Genomic DNA, 19,239 nt, shown 5'->3' on the forward strand with positions numbered 1-19,239 from the left:
CATAGTCACTAAATTTAGTATACCTTTTCATAGAAGAAGTGAAAAGGATTTCATTTCAGTTCATTTTTTCATTGGGTAACGCTTGCATTTTGCAAGAGCAAAAGATACAATTTAGACATTAACACCTTGCGGGAATAATGAATAATGGGGGCGTCTCCATGGAAATAGAAGTTCAAGATACGTACAAAGAACAAGCCATGAAACAACTGCAAATCGATGCAGAAAAAATTGCTAAACTGATCAAAGTTCAAATGGATAATTTAACGATGCCACAATGTCCACTATATGAGGAAGTGCTTGATACGCAAATGTACGGATTATCCCGTGAGATTGATTTTGCTGTTAAGCTCGGCCTAGTCGAACAGGATAAAGGCCGTGAAATCATCTCTGTTCTGGAAAAAGAGTTAAATATTTTACACGAACTGTATACAAATAAATAAATGGAAGACTCAAACTACTCCAACAGTTTGAGTTTTTTATTTAAGACGACGAGGTACAATGAAAATGAAGACTTATATGAATCGAATTTTACGTAATTTTGACTATCCATTATTTATCGTATATTTACTGCTCTGTTTATTTGGGCTGATTATGATTTACAGTGCAAGCATGGTTTGGGCCATGAATATTTATAACTTTGAACCATCCCATTTCTTTAAGAAACAATTGACGAACTTAGCCATTGCGATTCCGGTGTTTCTGTTAGCATCTATTATTCCTTACCGGCATTATAGAAATAAAAAGTTCTTGTATGGAACGCTGACCGTCATGTTTTCTCTATTGATCCTTGTGAAATTCATAGGATTTGGTGATGCTGTAGGGGCGAAAAGTTGGCTTTCATTACCATTTGGAGTAGGGAACTTACAGCCAACAGAAGTAGCAAAAATTGCATTTATCGTATATTTCTCCGGTGTATTTGCAAATAAATATTATGCAGGAACATTGGATGAAATCAAAACTACTATATTCCCGACATTTTCTGTTTTAACAGCCACTCTTTTATTAGTTCTGTTGGAACCGGATTTTGGAGCCACCATGATTTTATTTCTCGTGGCTATATCTGTCATCATGGCAAGTGGAATGAAAGTGAAGAATTATCTGATCATCAGTCGTTTCTTTGCTCTGCTTGGCGTATTAATCGGGATTGTTCTCTGGATTAAGTGGGAAACGGTCATGACCGCTTCGCGTATGGGGCGCTTTCTTGCCTTTACAGATCCCTTTGAATACATACAAGGTTCAGGCCTGCAAATTGTCAATGGATACATTGCAATTGGTGCCGGCGGGCTGAAAGGAGTAGGCCTAGGAAACAGTATTCAGAAACTTGGCTATTTACCTGAACCACATACTGATGTTATTATGGCAGTAATCTCTGAAGAAACTGGATTACTTGGAACAACACTTGTTCTTGGAGGTCTATTTTTCATCGTGATGAGAGCGTTTACTGTTGCACTGCGTACAAAAGACGCACATGCCAGAATGCTCGCTGCCGGTGTAGGTAGCTTGATTGCTATTCAAACACTGGTAAACTTAGGAGGATTGACAGGATTGATTCCATTAACAGGAGTTACATTGCCGTTCATTAGTTATGGCGGTACGTCTGTTGTGTTCTTGTCGATTGCGCTTGGTATATTGATGAACGTTTCAATGTTTGTCAAATATGAAAGAACAGAGTAGAGGGGATTGATTTGTTGGTGGAAAGAAGAGAGATTAGGAAAGTACTAGTCGCAAACCGCGGCGAGATTGCAATTCGTGTATTTCGAGCATGTACAGAATTAGGTATTGCTACAGTTGGTATTTATTCAGCTGAAGATCGTGCCTCACTACATCGTTACAAATCCGATCAGTCATTTATAGTGGGTGAAGGCAAAAAACCTATCGATGCATACTTGGATATTGAAGGAATTATCGACATTGCGAAAAAAGCGAATGTCGATGCCATTCACCCGGGCTACGGATTTTTAGCGGAGAATGCTCAATTCGCAGCACGTTTAGAAGAAGAGGGTATTATCTTTATTGGTCCGACATCAACCCATTTAGAAATGTTTGGCGATAAGGTAAAAGCTCGGGAACAAGCGATATTAGCTGATATCCCCGTCATACCAGGCAGTGATGGACCGGTTACCTCTGTAGAAGAGGTTGCGGCATTTGGTGAGCAGCATAGCTATCCGATTATTATTAAAGCTTCGTTAGGTGGCGGTGGTCGCGGTATGCGAATCGTCGAGTCACCGGAAGAAGTGCAAGAGGCTTATAACCGCGCGAAATCCGAAGCGAAATCAGCATTTGGATCTGATGAAGTCTATGTAGAGAAATACATTACGAACCCAAAACATATCGAAGTACAAATACTAGGTGATACATATGGAGAGATAGTCCATTTGTACGAACGCGATTGTTCTATTCAGCGTCGCCATCAAAAGGTAGTGGAGATCGCTCCTTCCATTTCATTGACGGAAGAGTTACGCCATGAGATTTGTAATGCAGCTGTTAAACTATCAAAAAATGTATCTTATATCAATGCAGGTACAGTAGAGTTTTTAGTAGCTGATGATTCTTTCTATTTCATCGAAGTTAATCCGCGTATTCAAGTAGAACACACGATTACAGAAATGATTACAGGAATTGATATTGTGCAGTCACAAGTGCTGATCGCAGCAGGCGAAGCACTTCATTCTGAACGTGTGAACATACCAGCGCAACAAGATATTCCGTTATTTGGTTATGCTATTCAATCACGTGTTACAACGGAAGACCCGTTGAATGATTTCATGCCTGATACAGGAAAAGTAATGGTCTATCGTTCGAGTGGCGGATTTGGTGTTCGCTTGGATACCGGCAATGCGTATCAAGGTTCTGTGATTAGTCCGTACTATGATTCATTATTAGTGAAGGTTTCAACTTGGGGCTCGACCTTTGGGGATGCTGCAAGTAAAATGCACAGAAATTTGAAGGAATTCAGAATTCGTGGAATTAAAACGAATATACCTTTCCTTGAAAATGTCGTATGTCATGAAAACTTTTTATCGGGCCACTACAATACGAGCTTTATCGATGAAACGCCGGAACTATTCGCATTTGCGAAGAAGCAAGATAGAGGAACGAAAGCTTTATCATATCTTGGAAACGTTACCATTAACGGATTCCCTGGCATTGATGACTCAACACGTCCTGTTTTACATCCTGTACGTATACCAAAAATTGATTATAGTATGCCGATACCCAAAGGGACGAAACAGATTTTGGACGAGCAAGGTGCAGATGGGTTAGTCGAGTGGGTATTAAAGCAAGATGATGTACTACTGACAGATACTACTTTCCGTGATGCACATCAGTCTTTATTGGCTACGCGTATGAGAACGAAAGAGTTAACGCAGATTGCAACAGAAAGTGCGCATTTATTACCTGATCTCTTCTCATTCGAGATGTGGGGAGGCGCGACATTTGATGTAGCATATCGATTCTTGAAAGAAAGCCCGTGGGATCGACTCGAGAAATTACGCAAGCAAGTACCTAATGTCTTGTTCCAGATGCTCTTCAGAGGAGCCAATGCTGTTGGTTATACAAACTATCCAGATAACGTCATCCGTGAATTCATAAAGGAATCGGCTGCATCAGGTATTGATGTATTCCGTATTTTCGATAGCTTGAACTGGATTAAAGGTATGGAAGTGGCAATTGATGAAACACGTTCGACAGGAAAAATTGCAGAAGCGACAATCTGTTATACAGGAGATATTCTGGACGACAATCGTGCCAAATATACGGTCAACTACTACAAAGAGATGGCCAAAGAATTGGAATCAGTCGGTGCGCATATATTGGCAATCAAAGATATGGCGGGATTGCTAAAACCTGAAGCGGCCTATCGTCTAGTTTCAGAATTGAAAGCGTCAACAAGTCTGCCAATTCATTTGCATACACACGATACGAGCGGCAACGGTATTTATATGTATGCCAAAGCGATAGAAGCGGGAGTGGACATTGTCGATACAGCTATTGGATCAATGGCGGGTATGACTTCTCAGCCTTCAGCCAATTCACTTGCGTATGCAATGCAAAACAATGAACGTCATGTACGTGCAAATACAGAATCCTTAGAGAAACTTTCGCATTACTGGGAAGATGTACGAAAATACTACAAACCTTTTGAAAGTGGCATGAATAGTCCACACTCGGAAATTTATGTTCATGAGATGCCGGGTGGTCAATATTCGAATTTGCAACAGCAGTCGAAAGCTGTAGGGCTTGGAGAGCGCTGGGAAGAAGTGAAAAAAATGTATTCCCGTGTGAACTTCCTCTTTGGTGATATTGTCAAAGTGACACCATCATCTAAAGTAGTAGGGGATATGGCGTTGTTCATGGTACAAAATGAATTGGACGAGCATACGGTCATTGAAAAAGGACAAACTATCGATTTCCCTGAATCCGTTATTGAGTTTTTCGAAGGTTCAATCGGTCAGCCATATGGCGGTTTCCCGAAAGAGCTACAGGAAGTAATTTTAAAAGGGCGCAAAGCGATCACTGTACGTCCCGGCGAGTTATTGGCGCCAGTAAACTTCCAGGACGTTCTAAAGAAGTTAAGGGAAAAAATGGAAAAGCCCGCTACAATGCATGATGCGCTCGCTTACGTCCTATATCCTAAAGTCTTTGAAGAATATATCGAAGTAAGAAAACAGTTTGATGATGTTTCTGTCATCAATACGCCAGAATTCCTGTATGGCTTACGTTTAGGCGAAGAAATCGAAATTGAGATTGAGTTCGGTAAAACACTTATCGTCAAATTGGTATCGATCGGTGAACCTAATCCCGACGGAACACGGACGCTGTATTTCGAGTTAAACGGACAGTCACGTGAAATCATTATCCAAGATTTCCAAGTGGAAACAAAAGATGATACGAAGCAAAAAGCCGATCCTACAAATGAAACGCATATTGCGGCTACTATGCCAGGAACTGTTTTACAAGTTGCGGTTTCAATTGGCGCTAAAGTAAAACGCGGTGAGCATTTGTTAATTACAGAGGCTATGAAAATGGAAACAACGATTCAAGCTCCTTTTGCGGGCGTTGTTAAAGCCATATACGCAAGTCCTGGAGATTCTATCTCATCAGGAGACTTATTGATTGAATTAGAACATTAAAAAAACAGCTTCCACATGTCGTTAAGACAGTGGAAGCTGTTTTTCTATAGTTAGATACAAATAGCGCGCAACAACCTTTAAAACAGCTGTTGCACGCTCTCAAATTACTTCTTTATCCGGTTGCGAGAGACTAAAAGAACTAAATAAGTTAATAAGCCAAATAATAATGTGATGAACAACGAATGTAACAAAGCAAAATAGAGATTTAATTTAGTCAGTACGACAATCATCCCTGTAGTTGCTTGTGCGAGTACTAAGCCAAATGCTGTAATCCAACCCCAGTAAATAACGCGTTGATCACTATAATGTTTAATGGCTTTAATTGCGATGAACCCAATCCATACAACAATCAAAGCTGCAGCTAAACGGTGACCCATTTGTATCCATTCATACATATTATTCGGTAAGCTGAATTCGTTATTCCGGCACAAAGGCCAGTCAGAACATACAAGACCTGAACTGGTATGACGAACAAGAGCGCCAGTGTATATAACAAAGTATGAATAAATAGTTACCCCGATGGTGTGGTAACGTAATGATTTGTCTATACGTATCTTATCTGCGTCAAACTTCTGGTCTACTTCAAAAACCAATAAAGTTAATAGGAAGACTGACGCAAAGGATATGAGGGAAATCCCAAAGTGTAAGGCCAAGATAAAATCACCTTGTCCCCATAATACTTGCGCTGCTCCAATCAATGCCTGTAGAATCAAGAAAAATACTGCCATAAAAGCTAAAAACTTTGTTTCGCGGACATGACCAAGTGCTTTCCACGACCATATAGCCAGTATGACGATGAAAATACCTACTGAACCTGTAACTAAACGATGTGAGAATTCGATTAATACTTCTGCTGTGATGTCATCAGGAATAAGTTGTCCATTACATCCCGGCCAATGCCTTCCACACCCCATACCACTGTCGGTTTTAGTAACTAGCGCTCCACCAAGTAAGATCGCGAGCATGCCGATCGTTGAAGCTACCCCAAACCATTTTAAAAATCTGTTGTATCGCAAGTACGAAACACCTTCTTCTATTGAATTGACCATCAAAAGGTCGATTTACGTAAAATTTTGCCTGAATTCCAAAAATAATTATATTGAGATATATCGTTGAATCTCAATGGATTCTGTGGAATTGAAGCATCTATTGCAAGCTTTATGATAACGAAAAAATGACAGAAACACAATGCATGAAGGGAATAAACCACTGATGTATAAGGCTTTTCACAAATTGTTCATAAAATAGTCTCTTTAACTTCACAAATGAGAGCCACAAATGCATTACTATATAGAAGGTGAATGATAAAGACACAAAGGTTGCATAAACCGCTATAAATTGAGAATTGGTCTGGAAATTCCGGACGATTTTAGATATAGTAGGTGATAGGGTCTTTGCTGAAAACTTTGAAAGGAGGGTTATTATGTCAAACGGTCGAACGCTTTCGACAGTTGCAGATCCAAAAGTAGAAACCATTACCTTGTGGAAAGACTTTTTGGCGCTGATCAAAATAGGTATTGTCAACTCGAACTTGATCACTACGTTCACCGGTCTTTTTTTGGCATTTCAATTCACTGGTAAAAGTTTTCTCCACAACTTTGATCTACTGGTATTTGCGATTCTGGGAACAGGATTGATTATCGCATCTTCGGGCGCAATGAATAACTTGATTGACCGCGATATTGATCCCGTCATGTCGAGAACAAAGTCGAGACCGACAGTAACAGGTAGATTTAAAGCTCCCGCTGTGATGACGTTAGCCGTTACATTCTTAGTGGCTGGAGAAGTATTATTATTCTCTGCATCACCTATGGCAGGTTGGCTTGGCATCTTGGGTGTATTCGCTTATGTTGTTTTGTATTCCATGTGGTCAAAACGTAAGCATGTAAGCAATACCGTAGTAGGAAGTCTTTCAGGAGCAATTCCACCCCTAATCGGATGGGCAGCTGTTGATCCTACACTGCCAATGGGAGCGTGGGCATTGTTTTTCATCATGTTCATATGGCAACCACCGCATTTCTATGCGTTGGCTATGCGCAGAACAGAAGAGTATCGAGCGGCTAACATTCCGATGTTACCAGTTGTAAAAGGGTTTGAGCGGACGAAGAAGTCGATGCTCATGTGGGTATTGCTACTATTTCCATTACCATTCTTGTTACCACAGCTCGGTACCGGGTTTATAGTTTTTGCAACACTGTTGAATATTGGATGGCTTTATTTATCTATCAAAGGATTCAAAGCCAAAGAAGATTTGAAATGGGCAACAGGAATGTTCGTTTATTCTTTAAATTATATGACAATCTTGTTTGTATCCATGATTATTTTCTCCATATTCATCTAACGTATCGGAATTCTTTCTTTAAAACAGGAATTCATCATAAAGGGGCACTCAGTCCTCCAGAGTAGAAAAACATTTTTTTAGAAAGAGAGGTATTAGTTAGCGATGATTAAAGGACTCAAAAAGTGGCGTCTCTTTTCTTTACTAGCGGTTTTCGCTGTGTTCATGGCAGGTTGTGGTAATGAAGAAATTTCAACCTTCCAACCAGCTGGACAAGTCGCTAATGACCAGTTCAAGTTGTTGCTATTAGCATCAGGAATCATGTTACTGGTTATCATTGTAGTAGTAATTATTTACACTGTTGCATTATTCCGCTTCAGACGTTCCAAATTGGGTGAAGATCATATCCCAGAGCAAGTGGAAGGAAGTCACACACTTGAGCTGCTTTGGACATTCATTCCAATAGTATTACTTTTGATTCTTGCTATTCCTACCGTTCACTACACATATAAATTAGGTGATGTGAAGGCAATGGGAGCAGTTGATGAAGACGGCAACGCGGAGAACTTAGTAGTAGATGTTACAGCGAAGTTGTATTGGTGGGAGTTCGAGTATCCTGATCTAGGTATTGTTACTGCTCAGGAACTAGTAGTACCTACTGATGAAAAAGTTTATTTCAACTTGATCGCAGCGGACGTAAAGCACTCATTCTGGATTCCGTCAGTTGGCGGTAAGCTAGATACGAACGTTGAGAACGTAAATAAATTCTATCTGTCATTTGAGAAAGAATCTGACGGCTTGAAAGATGGCGTTTTCTACGGGAAATGTGCTGAGCTATGTGGACCTTCTCACGCATTGATGGACTTTAAAGTGAAAACATTACCGAGAGACCAATTTGACAGCTGGGTTACAGCTATGCAGAAAACAGCAGAAGAACCTGTTGTTGCAAACGCTGACGGCGAAGAAGTCTTCTCTCAAAGCTGTATCGGTTGTCACGCAGTTTCAGGTGTAGGTGAGTCTGGTGCACAAGGACCAAACTTGGCTTCATTCGGTGATCGTAATCGTGTGGCAGGTTTCCTTGAACACGATGAAGAAAACTTGAAAGATTGGATTCGTGATACACAGAAACATAAGCCAGGCAATACGATGCCTTCATTCAGTGAAGATCAAATTTCTGATGAAGACTTAGATGCTTTAGCTGAATACTTAATGGGCTTAAAAGTAGCAAAATAATTTTCAAACGGAAATTGAATAGGAGGTAACACAGTGAGTTCAGTTGCTCAAAAAAGTGGCTTTGGCGCAACACTATGGGATTGGCTAACGACAGTCGACCATAAGAAGATCGGAATTCTGTATCTCCTCGGGGGATTATTCTTCTTCGTTCTTGGTGGTATTGAAGCGATGATCATTCGTCTTCAGTTGATGACGCCAAACAACGATCTCGTAAGCGCAGGGCTTTTTAATGACTTAATTACAATGCACGGAACGACCATGATTTTCTTGGCAGCAATGCCGATTCTCTTTGGTTTTATGAACGCGATCATGCCGCTTCAAATCGGGGCACGTGACGTAGCGTTCCCATTCATCAACTCATTAGGTTTTTGGATGTTCGCATTTGGTGGTTTATTCCTTAACATCTCTTGGTTATTCGGTGAAGTTCCAGATGCTGGATGGACATCTTATGCATCATTATCGCTTCACTCACCAGGACATGGTGTGGATTTCTATGCAATCGGTTTACAGATCGCGGGTGGTGGTACGTTGATGGCAGGGATTAACTTCCTTGTAACTATCATTAACATGCGTGCACCAGGGATGACGTATATGCGTATGCCTTTGTTTACATGGACTACGTTTGTTGCGTCTGCAATGATTTTGTTCGCATTCCCTCCGTTGACGATTGGATTGTTCTTCCTAACGTTTGACCGTATGTTTAGTGGTAACTTCTTTGATCATACGATGGGCGGAAACACGATTATCTGGGAGCATATTTTCTGGATTTTCGGTCACCCTGAAGTATATATCTTGATTTTGCCGGCATTCGGTATTTTCTCAGAAGTATTCTCCGTATTTTCACGGAAACGTCTATTCGGTTACACAGCGATGGTATTTGCTACAGTGTTAATCGGTTTCTTAGGCTTCATGGTATGGGCTCACCATATGTTTACAGTTGGTCTTGGGCCGACAGCGAACGCAATCTTCGCAGTAGCGACGATGGCAATTGCTGTACCTACAGGTGTTAAAATCTTTAACTGGTTGCTTACAATTTGGGGCGGTAGTATAAAAGTTACAACTCCAATGCTCTATGCTTTAGGTTTTATTCCTTCATTCGTAATGGGTGGAGTAACAGGTGTAATGCAAGGGGCAGCACCACTTGACTATCAGCTACACGATTCTTACTTCATCGTAGCTCACTTCCACTACGTAATCGTAGGTGGGGTAGTACTAGCTATTTTTGCCGGCCTTCACTACTGGTGGCCAAAAATGTTCGGTACGATGTTGAGCGAGTTTTTAGGGAAAATTACTTTTGTATTCTTCTTTATCGGTTTCCACATGACATTCCTAATTCAACACTGGTTAGGTTTCTGGGGAATGCCACGTCGTGTTTGGACGTTTATGGACGGACAAGGCTGGAACATTGCAAACATGGTAAGTACAATCGGTGCGCTATTAATGGCAATTGGTTTTACAGTCATGGTAATCAATATCATTATGACAACTGTTAAAAATGAGCGCGTTGGAAATGATCCTTGGGGCGACGGACGTACACTTGAGTGGGCGATTCCATCACCACCACCTTTCTATAACTTCCCTGCAACTCCATTAGTCCGTGGTTTGGATACTCTATGGATTGAGAAGATGGAAGGTAGTAAGGAAATGATTACACCAGCTGAACCTATTACAGACATTCATATGCCACACGGTTCAATTATCCCAATGTTGATGACTCTTGGATTATTCATCGCTGGATTCGGTGCGATGTTCCAACAGGAAACTTCGTGGGGACTGGGAGTATTGATCTTTGGTCTTGCTTTCACGTTCGTTGCAATGGCTACACGTTCATTGAAAGATGACCTTGGTTACTATGTAACGAAAGAGCAAATCTTACAGGATCAAGAAAATATTAAAAGGGGGCGTAACTAATGGATTTGAATACAAAATTCACCCCTGAAACATGGCCAGCTCATCCTGAGAGAGCGACTATGGAAGCTAAAAATAAATTCGTTGGTTTCTGGCTATTCCTTGGCGGAGAGACAATTCTCTTCGCTACGTTGTTCGCAACGTATATGGCTTTGAAAAACAAAGGTCCGAGTGGCTTTGGTTTCACAACGCAAGAACTATACACATTGCCGTTAGTATTTGTAATGACAATGCTTCTTTTAACATCTTCACTAACAAGTGTGTACGCAATGTACCATCTGAAGAGTTTCAATTTCAAAAAGATGCAGCTATGGTTAGGTATAACAGCATTATTAGGACTTGGATTCTTGATGTTAGAAGTGTATGAGTTTTCTCATTACGTTCAATTAGGATTTACGTTCAGTAATAGTGCGTTCAGTTCCGCTTTCTATACATTAGTAGGAACACACGGATTCCACGTTGCAATTGGTTTAGTATGGATCACGTTGTTGATCTTCCGTAACTCAAAGCGTGGACTGAACTTGTATAACGCTACTAAGTATTATACATTTTCTCTTTACTGGCACTTCATTGACGTAGTTTGGGTATTCATCTTTACTGTAGTCTACTTGATGGGAGTGATCGGTTGATGTCAGAAGTTCAAATGATTAAAAGATCTCCTGCTGAACAGTCGCTATCTCAACGTCGAGCAAAAGAAGCAATGCGCAGCCAAGTTGCGATGTTTTCTCTGATGATTTTCTTAACACTTGTATCATTTTCTATGGTGTTTGCTCATCTAAATGACGTTCCTGGTTTCTCAAAATTCTTTATTATTCCAACTCTATTCCTCTTTGCAGCTGTACAAGTTGGTCTTCAACTTTATTACTTCATGCATATGAATGAAAAAGGACATGGCATTCCACAAATGTTTATGTTTACAGGTGCAATGTTAGGATTTTTGCTCCCACTTACATTTGTAACGATCGTTTGGTGGTAAGCAATAGAAAGAGCTTATGGATTCTTCCATAAGCTCTTTTTCTATTCGCTTTTAGATGAAATTGTCAAAGTTCGTACATTGAGTTATGAACCGTATGCTCGTATAATAGGCATAGGAAAGAACTTCGTCGACTTTGTGCTGTGATCGAATATGTATTGTAAATAACTCAGCATTACACACAGAATAGATTTAGCGGATTAATTATTAAAGGAGAGTGATTGTTTTGCCGTTAAGTATTTTTGGTTTTAGGGCTTTGTGGAGTCCTTATTTCTTAATAGCCATTGCACTTGGAATCGTTCTATATTATCTCGTAACAGTTAAATGGCGGGATCGGTTTGAGGGGTCACAACCGTTAACGAAAACGCAAGCCGTGTATTTTTTGACTTCCATGGTGTTACTGTATATTGTCAAAGGTTCACCCATGGATTTAATAGGTCATATCTTATTTTCTGTCCATATGGCTCAAATGGCTATATTGCTGTTGATTGTAGCACCGTTCTTCATAATCGGTATACCCAACTGGGTATGGGAAAGACTATTATCATTCACGATTTTCAAGAAAATATTTATGCTATTGACTAAACCGCTCGTTAGTTTGTTGTTGTTTACTTTTATGTTCTCGATGTATCATTATCCACTCATTCTGGATCAGGTGAAGTTAAGTTTACCATTACACACTATTTTCACCATCACCCTTTTCTTCTCTGCTATTTGTCTCTGGTGGCCAGTAGTGAATACCGTAAAAGGACAGCCACAACTTCACGGTTTGAAAAAGATTGGGTATGTAATATTAAGTGCATTGCTCATTACACCTGCTTGTTCGTTAATTATCTTCGTGGACGTACCTGTATACGAAACATACAGCAGTGGTGAAGCGTGGCTACAGGCTATGGCACTTTGTGTGCCAAGCGGAACGTTAGCAGGTCTGTCAGGTCTTGGCATTTCCGGACCTGAACTATTCACAAATATGCCTACACTGTATGATCAGCAATTAGGTGGAATATTGATGAAAGTTATCCAAGAAATCGTCTATGTTGTTATTATTGGTCGTATTTTCTTAAGCTGGTCACAGTATGAAAAAGATAATGCGGATGAAATTACAAGACAAGATTTACTCGAACGTCATAACTTAACTATGCATGGCTGATTGAGAAAAAAGGAGTTAGCAAAGGATGGGACTACCACTATTACCGACCATTAGCACAATTTTCATCATCTTCTCTGCTATTCTGGTCGCGATTGGTTGGAATTTAATACGGCAAAGAAAAATAGAAGCACACAAAAAAACCATGATCGCGGCAGCTGTGTTTGCAGTATTATTTTTAATCATTTATATCTCTAGAACAGTATTGATAGGAAATACAGCTTTTGGTGGACCAGATGAGTTAAAAATTTATTATACAGTGTTTTTAATTTTCCACATTATATTAGCAACGACAGGGGCCGTATTAGGAGTCATTACGATCAATGCGGGCTTGAAGAACAATCTTGTACGCCATCGTAAAATCGGCCCTGTTGCGAGTGTTATCTGGTTCTTCACAGCCATTACAGGAGTCGCTGTGTACTTGCTACTGTATGTTTTTTATAAAGGTGGAGAAACTACTTCGGTATTTAAAGCGATTCTTGGTATTTAATATTTCATTTAAAACTGAAGCTTGACCATAGTTCTATGGTCAAGCTTCAGTCTTTTTATAGATAGCGAATGCACTGCGCATACTATAATACAAAAGAGGCTGGGACAAAACCCTCCTCTAATTGAAAAAGAACGAACCCTATGAAACTTGTCGGGTCCGTTCTTTTTTTGTATTGGATTTTTATGTTTTAGGAAGAAAAAAAGGATACCTTCTGATAAAATTTAGTCACCACAACAAAAAGTATCGGAGGTATCCTTATGTTTAAAGATTATAACATGAATCAACTGATTTTACCTTTGGATTTAGAAATTAGCTTACAAGAACATGATATTGCTTACGCTGTGCACGATCTAGTCGAAAGCATTCCTAAAGAGGCTTTTGACAGTTTTTCGCATGGGACAGGTTGCCCATCTTATCATCCACGTATGATGTTAAAGATCATTTTGTGTGCCTATACACAGTCTGTTTTTTCGGGTAGAAAAATAGAGGGACTGTTAAAAGACAGCCTTCGCATGATGTGGCTCGCCCAAGGTTATGAACCAAGCTATCGCACAATTAATCGTTTTCGCGTAGATCCTAATGTGAAAGAATTATTACGTCAGTGCTTCGTGCAATTTCGTTGCCAGCTGGTACAAAAACAGCTAATTGATGAAGAAGCCATTTTTATTGATGGAACGAAGATTGAGGCGAATGCGAACAAATTTACATTTGTCTGGCGCAAGTCCGTGGAACGGTATAGTTCGGGTCTTGTAGAAAGATCCAGTCAGATGTATGAAGAGCTGTTAGAAAAAGAGATTATCCCTGAAATCGAACGGGAAAGTCTTGATGAACTATCTACCGCGGAACTTTCTAAAGTAGTAGAGAAGCTAGATGAAACCATCCAAACATATACAGAAAAGATTAACGCTAGCGAAGATGTAGAGGAACGTAAACAAATTCGCTCGCTACGAAAGGAACCCAAACAATACCGTAAACAATTTCAAGACTTCTTGGCTCGAAAGCAGAAATATCAACACGATATGAAGATCTTTGGCCATCGTAACAGCTACTCGAAGACGGACCACGATGCGACCTTTATGCGGATGAAAGATGATTATATGAAAAATGGGCAACTGAAACCGGGATATAATGTGCAGATTGCGACCGAAGGGCAATATACCCTCGCTTTTGACGTGTATCCAAATCCCACCGATACGCGTACACTCATTCCGTTCTTAGATACTATTGAACAAGACTTTTTTGATCTGCCACAGTATATTGTCGCGGATGCCGGTTATGGAAGTGAACAGAATTACGGAGATGTCATCGAAAATCGAAAGCGCGTTCCGCTTATTACCTATATCCAATATCGCAAAGAAAAGAAAAAGAAGTACAAAACCGACCCTTTCAATACAGCGAATTGGGCATATGACGAAACTACGGATACCTTTACTTGCCCAAATGACAGAAAACTCGTGTTCCGCTACCTTTCCAATCGGACGGATCGTTATCAATTCACACGGACCATGAAAGTATACGAATGTGAGGATTGTTCAAGCTGCCCATTGCGTTCTTTCTGTACCAAAGCAAAAGAAGAGAACAATAGGAAGCTGTATGTGAATGAAAAGTGGGAACAGCAAAAAGAATATATCCGAGAAAAGCTTTCAGATACGAAAACAGGTGAAATTTACGGCAACCGCAAGATTGACGTAGAGCCAGTTTTTGGATTCCTGAAGGCTAATTTAGGGTTCACTCGTTTCTCTGTAAGGGGAATGGAAAAGGTGAAAAATGAATTAGCCTTCGGTTTACTGGCAGTGAACTTGAGAAAGTACACTGCCAGGGAGGTAAACATATAGGAAATCATACAAGGATTTCTATACAAAAAGGGTTCAATCATCAAAAACCGATGATCGAACCCTTTTTTGGCTCACTTCTGGCTAGTTATGTCCCAGCCTCTATTCTACCTGATTATACGGTTGCCTGACGAGTCTTTATAGTCATCGATAACGAGATAGCCGCACAAATGAATGCGATGATGACCAGTACACCACCAACCGCCGGCATGTTCGTCACAGCACCCGTCTGGCTGAACACGATACCACCGACACCGGAACCAAGTGCGATTCCGACTTGCAGAGCCGAGTTATTAAAACTCTGGTGCACGTCTGATGTAACCGGATCACTTTGAATAATATATTCCTGTTGCGCAGGTGCCAATGCCCAACTCAATCCGCCCCAAACCATCATGAAGATGATGAATAATGGAATTGAAAATGTAGAGTAAGGCAGGGCGAATAAACTGATAGCGAACGCACCCAAAATAATTAAAATGCTTTTCTTGGAACCAAGACGTGTTGCCAGTCCGCCACCGAATGCTCCGCCAGCAACTGCAGCTAATCCAAACAGGAAGTAGAACACACTAATCCAATAGGGACTCAGTTGCATCGTGGTCTCCAGGAATGGTGTGAAATATGCATACACTGTGTAATGACCAGCCAGCATGAACATCGTTGCCATATGAGCAAAGAAGATCTTTTTATTTGCCAATGCTTTAATTTGAACAGAAAGCGGCTGCACTTCGCCAGTGGGAATCTTCTCAAGGAACTTGGCGATCAATACAATCGAACCAACCGTCAAAATTGAAATACCTAGGAATACAGTTCGCCATCCAAAAGCATTTGTTATGACAATCCCAATCGGTACACCTAGTACAAGTGAAGAACTGATTCCCATATAAATATAGCCAAGTGACTTTGCCCGTACTCTAGGCTCGACCATACGCGCTGTAATCGTTAGTGATAGAACAATGACGAGTGCTGCACTGGCAGCTGTCAAAATACGGGCTGCCATCATTAAACCGAAAGTCGGACTAAAATAGGTCAGAACGTTTCCAACTAAAAATACAAAAAGTGTGATTAAATATAATTTCTTGCGCTCTACTTTTGCGGTCAGTGACAATAACACGGGTCCTGCTACCGCGTACACGAGAGCGAATACTGTAATTAGTTGTCCGGCTGTTGCGATTGAAACATTCAGATCATCGGCAATGACAGGCAAAATCCCGCCGACCACCAATTCTACCAGTCCCACCGTAATAGCAGACACTGCCAATAATAAAACACGTAAATCCAAAACAATTCCTCCTACCAGTGTCTCTACACTGTTTTTTTGAATAGAAAAATCCTGATTACAAAAATTACTTTGTAATCAGGATTTAACGGTTCCTGGTAGAGACCCTCGAACCATATTATCGAGGTTATACATGTTGATTCCGTAATGAAATTTTCTATTGTTCAATTTATCATGGAATGTGAAATATGGCAAGCTGGACAGTGAGTAACCTGAAAAACAGATTTTATTAATCGATATAGAAATTACTTTCGTTCTGCCTAGTAGCATGGTTTTAATGGTCTCAAGTTGTAAAAGTCCTCATAATCAAGTATACTTTTCCCGATAAACTTGTGCGAATCATTACAGTGATAAAGGATGGATATACATGACATTTGAAGAAATATTGCCACGTTTGAAGGATGGAGAGAAAGTCATCCGTAGTAACTGGGGCGGAGCGGAATTATACGTGAAGTTAGTAGGAGAGAGCGAGCAGGACGGCAAAAAGTTAAACCCTTATTTCGTGATTGACGTAACCGGTGAAGGGTACACCATGTTCATACCAACTGTTTGTGACTTACTGGCGGAAGATTGGGTAATCGTAGAATAATACATTGAATCGAAGCTCATGAGCCATCATGGGCTTTTTTATATAGGAGGATATTATGAAATTTGAAGAATATACAGGGAAGACAGTTCTAGTGACTGGAGCAGCTTCAGGTATTGGACGAGCACAAGCTATAGCATTTTTAGAAAATGGAGCAAATGTCTTTGCGTTTGATATACAAGAAGGAAATCTCCCGACATTACAAAAAGAGTATCCGTTACAGTTCGCCTATGCGATTGGTAGTGTCAGTGTAAAGGAAGATGTAACACGGGCTGTTCAGGAAGCATGTAACGTGTTTGGTACAATAGATATATTATTAAACACAGCAGGGGTGCTTGACGGTTTTGCAAAAACACTGGATACCGACGAAGCACTTTGGGGAAAAATCATGGACACGAATGTGAAAGGTACATATTTGATGACAAATGAAATATTGCCACAGATGATCGCTCATAAGTCAGGTATTATTATCAATATGGCATCCATTGCGGGCCTTGTGGCAGGTGGTGGCGGGGCAGCCTATACTGCATCCAAACATGCTATTGTCGGGTATACGAAACAACTGGACATGGATTACTGCCGTGAGGGGATTCGTGCGAATGCGATTGCACCAGGAGCGATTCAGACACCGATGAATCAAGCGGATTTTGCAGGAGACGGTGAAATGGCAAAGTGGGTAGCAGAGGAAACACCTGCAGGGCGCTGGGCACAGCCGAGTGAAGTGGCGAACCTAACTTTATATTTAGCCAGTACCGCAGCTGATTATATCCATGGAGCGGTTATTCCAATTGACGGCGGCTGGATTGCGAAATAAAGCTTTTGTATTATAGTGAACTCTGTTATAATACCGAAGCAAGCAAATTCTGTTTGCACTACGGCACTTTTGATTGAGCGATAGGCTCTTTCTTCCTTTGGTCGTAGTTATTACTGGAATAGCAACTAGGCTATTTCATAAAGGAGAAAATAAAATGAGTATGTCTTATGTAAAAGATTCACCTAAGAGTAAAAGTACGGTGAATGAACTGACAAAAACAGCTCTCGTTGCAGCTTTGTATGTGGCGGTGACGTTTGTATTTGCAGTTATCAGTTTTGGCGCAATCCAATTGCGTTTGTCAGAGATGTTCAATTACCTAGCTTTGTATAATAAACGATACGTGATTGGTGTCACGCTAGGTGTCATGTTCGCAAACTTTATGTCCCCCACTTGGATACTGGATGTGCCGATTGGTTCTATGGCTACGTTAGTCGCATTATTAGTATGTCGTGCACTGACAAAGAAAATTAAAAATGATATCGTCAAAATGGTCATCACTGCTATTGTTTTTGCATTGTCCATGTGCGCCATTGCTGCTCAATTGACAATTTTACTAGGTTTCCCATTCTGGGCTACTTGGCTGACAGCGGGAATCGGTGAGTTATTATCCATGACAATTGGCGGGATTATTATATATTCGTTGAATAAGAAAATAGATTTGTCCAAATAAAAGAGAGAGCATATTCGCAGATTTTGTGAATATGCTCTCTTTATCATTTTAAAATCAAATTTCCGTGAGATTACCACGTCTACGCGTCACCTCATAAGTAATTACAGTTCACAAAACAATTCGGAGTTCGTTGTAAATCACTATACAAGTTATGTTAATTGTTATTTCGTGAGACCCCAATCATCTTGCTTGACTAGATTTATTAGCGAAATGGATGTGTCATTACGTTTAAATGCATGCAATGAGGACAATATGAAAGTAATAAGATAATTTTTTGGGAGGAAAGCCATTATGAAAAATGCTGTATTTCTGGATCGAGATGGTGTGATCAATGAAGTGTTAACGCATCGTGTGAAATTTGTGAATGAACCTAACCAATTATATTTTTTGCCTGGAGTAGCAGAGGCGATTAAGCAATTGAATCAAGTATTTGATTACATATTTGTTGTGACGAATCAAGGCGGTGTTGGTCTTGGTTACATGAAAGAATCTACATTGAAATCCATTCATCATCATATGATTGCAGAGCTTGCAAAGGAAGGTGCCATAATTGACAAAGTCGCTTATTGTCCGCATAAGCCGAAGTCTGGTTGTGATTGCCGTAAGCCACATAGTAAGCTAATAGAAAATCTTGCCATGAACTATAATGTAAACTTGTCCACATCTTATATGATAGGCGATACGGATACTGACATTATTGCCGGAAAAAGAGCAGGAACTAAGACCGTCTTCCTAGGTACAACAGATCCAATAGCCGATGCAGTATTTCCAGATTTACTTCATGCCGTTCCCTGGATCATAGACGATATGGCGAAGTGAATGTAAAGAAACTATACTTCTCAACTAGTTGGTCAAGCTTTACATATGTAGGTGGACAATCGGTAGAGTGACGAGCCC

Annotated in this window: 17 protein-coding genes and 1 riboswitch; of the genes, 15 read left to right on the forward strand and 2 right to left on the reverse strand. The window is 40.4% G+C overall.

Annotated features, from left to right (window positions below):
- The first annotated feature begins 158 nt into the window (after positions 1 to 158).
- The 3 genes from CSV70_RS06430 to CSV70_RS06440 all read left to right on the forward strand — a co-directional run bounded on the left by CSV70_RS06430 (position 159) and on the right by CSV70_RS06440 (position 5,135).
- On the forward strand, positions 159 to 440 hold the full coding sequence (locus CSV70_RS06430) for an Fpa/YlaN family protein (protein WP_085133128.1): 282 nt from the start codon (positions 159 to 161) through the stop codon (positions 438 to 440).
- A gap of 64 nt (positions 441 to 504) precedes the next feature.
- Entirely contained in the window at positions 505 to 1,674 is a 1,170-nt protein-coding gene (locus CSV70_RS06435) for an FtsW/RodA/SpoVE family cell cycle protein (protein ID WP_085133129.1), read from the forward strand.
- Between the two features lie 14 nt (positions 1,675 to 1,688).
- Positions 1,689 to 5,135: a pyruvate carboxylase gene (locus CSV70_RS06440; protein WP_099628670.1), complete on the forward strand. Its 3,447-nt coding sequence runs from the start codon at positions 1,689 to 1,691 to the stop codon at positions 5,133 to 5,135.
- A gap of 104 nt (positions 5,136 to 5,239) precedes the next feature.
- Here CSV70_RS06440 and CSV70_RS06445 read toward each other — a convergent pair whose 3' ends face one another.
- Complete coding sequence (locus tag CSV70_RS06445; RefSeq protein WP_085133131.1) at positions 5,240 to 6,184, reverse strand: COX15/CtaA family protein; 945 nt, start codon at positions 6,182 to 6,184, stop codon at positions 5,240 to 5,242.
- Between the two features lie 374 nt (positions 6,185 to 6,558).
- Between CSV70_RS06445 and cyoE the strand changes: the two genes are divergently transcribed.
- The 8 genes from cyoE to CSV70_RS06485 all read left to right on the forward strand — a co-directional run bounded on the left by cyoE (position 6,559) and on the right by CSV70_RS06485 (position 14,999).
- Complete coding sequence (gene cyoE / locus CSV70_RS06450; RefSeq protein WP_085133132.1) at positions 6,559 to 7,476, forward strand: heme o synthase; 918 nt, start codon at positions 6,559 to 6,561, stop codon at positions 7,474 to 7,476.
- A 102-nt stretch (positions 7,477 to 7,578) separates the two neighbouring features.
- Positions 7,579 to 8,646: a cytochrome c oxidase subunit II gene (gene coxB / locus CSV70_RS06455; protein WP_085133133.1), complete on the forward strand. Its 1,068-nt coding sequence runs from the start codon at positions 7,579 to 7,581 to the stop codon at positions 8,644 to 8,646.
- A 33-nt stretch (positions 8,647 to 8,679) separates the two neighbouring features.
- Positions 8,680 to 10,557 carry a cytochrome c oxidase subunit I gene (locus CSV70_RS06460; protein ID WP_085133134.1) on the forward strand — a complete coding sequence of 626 codons (1,878 nt, stop codon included), beginning with the start codon at positions 8,680 to 8,682 and terminating at the stop codon, positions 10,555 to 10,557.
- Complete coding sequence (locus tag CSV70_RS06465; RefSeq protein WP_085133135.1) at positions 10,557 to 11,183, forward strand: cytochrome (ubi)quinol oxidase subunit III; 627 nt, start codon at positions 10,557 to 10,559, stop codon at positions 11,181 to 11,183. Before CSV70_RS06460 ends, CSV70_RS06465 begins: the two co-directional genes overlap by 1 nt.
- Positions 11,183 to 11,530: a cytochrome C oxidase subunit IV family protein gene (locus tag CSV70_RS06470; RefSeq protein WP_085133136.1), complete on the forward strand. Its 348-nt coding sequence runs from the start codon at positions 11,183 to 11,185 to the stop codon at positions 11,528 to 11,530. The genes CSV70_RS06465 and CSV70_RS06470 overlap by 1 nt, the downstream gene beginning before the upstream one ends.
- Positions 11,531 to 11,753: 223 nt before the next feature.
- Positions 11,754 to 12,677: a cytochrome c oxidase assembly factor CtaG gene (gene ctaG / locus CSV70_RS06475; protein WP_085133137.1), complete on the forward strand. Its 924-nt coding sequence runs from the start codon at positions 11,754 to 11,756 to the stop codon at positions 12,675 to 12,677.
- 25 nt (positions 12,678 to 12,702) lie between these two features.
- On the forward strand, positions 12,703 to 13,164 hold the full coding sequence (locus CSV70_RS06480; RefSeq protein ID WP_099628671.1) for a DUF420 domain-containing protein: 462 nt from the start codon (positions 12,703 to 12,705) through the stop codon (positions 13,162 to 13,164).
- Positions 13,165 to 13,421: 257 nt separating this feature from the next.
- Positions 13,422 to 14,999, forward strand: a complete 1,578-nt coding sequence (locus CSV70_RS06485) for an IS1182 family transposase (protein WP_099661180.1) — start codon at positions 13,422 to 13,424, stop codon at positions 14,997 to 14,999.
- A 112-nt stretch (positions 15,000 to 15,111) separates the two neighbouring features.
- On the opposite strand, the gene CSV70_RS06490 is transcribed toward CSV70_RS06485, so the two are convergent.
- Positions 15,112 to 16,275 (reverse strand): MFS transporter, encoded by a 1,164-nt coding sequence (locus CSV70_RS06490; RefSeq protein ID WP_099628733.1) that lies wholly within the window; start codon positions 16,273 to 16,275, stop codon positions 15,112 to 15,114.
- Between the two features lie 52 nt (positions 16,276 to 16,327).
- Positions 16,328 to 16,427, reverse strand: a riboswitch (purine riboswitch).
- 212 nt (positions 16,428 to 16,639) lie between these two features.
- Here CSV70_RS06490 and CSV70_RS06495 point away from each other — a divergent pair.
- From CSV70_RS06495 to CSV70_RS06510, 4 genes are all read left to right on the forward strand, one after another.
- A complete protein-coding gene (locus CSV70_RS06495; protein ID WP_099661073.1) occupies positions 16,640 to 16,861 on the forward strand; it encodes a DUF2829 domain-containing protein in 222 nt (73 codons plus the stop codon).
- Positions 16,862 to 16,916: 55 nt separating this feature from the next.
- A complete protein-coding gene (locus CSV70_RS06500; RefSeq protein WP_099628734.1) occupies positions 16,917 to 17,672 on the forward strand; it encodes a 3-oxoacyl-ACP reductase in 756 nt (251 codons plus the stop codon).
- 154 nt (positions 17,673 to 17,826) lie between these two features.
- The gene (locus CSV70_RS06505; protein ID WP_099627095.1) at positions 17,827 to 18,342 is read left to right on the forward strand and encodes a QueT transporter family protein; all 516 of its coding nucleotides are present in this window, start codon (positions 17,827 to 17,829) and stop codon (positions 18,340 to 18,342) included.
- A gap of 291 nt (positions 18,343 to 18,633) precedes the next feature.
- Positions 18,634 to 19,161, forward strand: a complete 528-nt coding sequence (locus tag CSV70_RS06510) for a D-glycero-alpha-D-manno-heptose-1,7-bisphosphate 7-phosphatase (protein ID WP_085131307.1) — start codon at positions 18,634 to 18,636, stop codon at positions 19,159 to 19,161.
- Positions 19,162 to 19,239: the final 78 nt, after the last annotated feature.

Origin of the sequence: Sporosarcina sp. P25 (genome assembly GCF_002743235.1) — a bacterium.
In the GTDB taxonomy this organism is placed as follows: Bacteria; Bacillota; Bacilli; order Bacillales_A; family Planococcaceae; genus Sporosarcina; species Sporosarcina ureae_B.

Excerpts from the sequence above, each read along its gene's own strand:
- CSV70_RS06430 (WP_085133128.1), top strand. The coding sequence starts at position 159 with ATGGAAATAGAAGTTCAAGATACGTACAAAGAACAAGCCATGAAACAA.
- CSV70_RS06435 (WP_085133129.1), top strand. The coding sequence starts at position 505 with ATGAAGACTTATATGAATCGAATTTTACGTAATTTTGACTATCCATTA.
- coxB (WP_085133133.1), top strand. The coding sequence starts at position 7,579 with ATGATTAAAGGACTCAAAAAGTGGCGTCTCTTTTCTTTACTAGCGGTT.
- cyoE (WP_085133132.1), top strand. The coding sequence starts at position 6,559 with ATGTCAAACGGTCGAACGCTTTCGACAGTTGCAGATCCAAAAGTAGAA.
- CSV70_RS06510 (WP_085131307.1), top strand. The coding sequence starts at position 18,634 with ATGAAAAATGCTGTATTTCTGGATCGAGATGGTGTGATCAATGAAGTG.
- CSV70_RS06480 (WP_099628671.1), top strand. The coding sequence starts at position 12,703 with ATGGGACTACCACTATTACCGACCATTAGCACAATTTTCATCATCTTC.
- CSV70_RS06485 (WP_099661180.1), top strand. The coding sequence starts at position 13,422 with ATGTTTAAAGATTATAACATGAATCAACTGATTTTACCTTTGGATTTA.
- CSV70_RS06495 (WP_099661073.1), top strand. The coding sequence starts at position 16,640 with ATGACATTTGAAGAAATATTGCCACGTTTGAAGGATGGAGAGAAAGTC.
- CSV70_RS06465 (WP_085133135.1), top strand. The coding sequence starts at position 10,557 with ATGGATTTGAATACAAAATTCACCCCTGAAACATGGCCAGCTCATCCT.
- CSV70_RS06505 (WP_099627095.1), top strand. The coding sequence starts at position 17,827 with ATGAGTATGTCTTATGTAAAAGATTCACCTAAGAGTAAAAGTACGGTG.
- CSV70_RS06445 (WP_085133131.1), bottom strand. The coding sequence starts at position 6,184 with ATGGTCAATTCAATAGAAGAAGGTGTTTCGTACTTGCGATACAACAGA.
- CSV70_RS06470 (WP_085133136.1), top strand. The coding sequence starts at position 11,183 with ATGTCAGAAGTTCAAATGATTAAAAGATCTCCTGCTGAACAGTCGCTA.
- CSV70_RS06500 (WP_099628734.1), top strand. The coding sequence starts at position 16,917 with ATGAAATTTGAAGAATATACAGGGAAGACAGTTCTAGTGACTGGAGCA.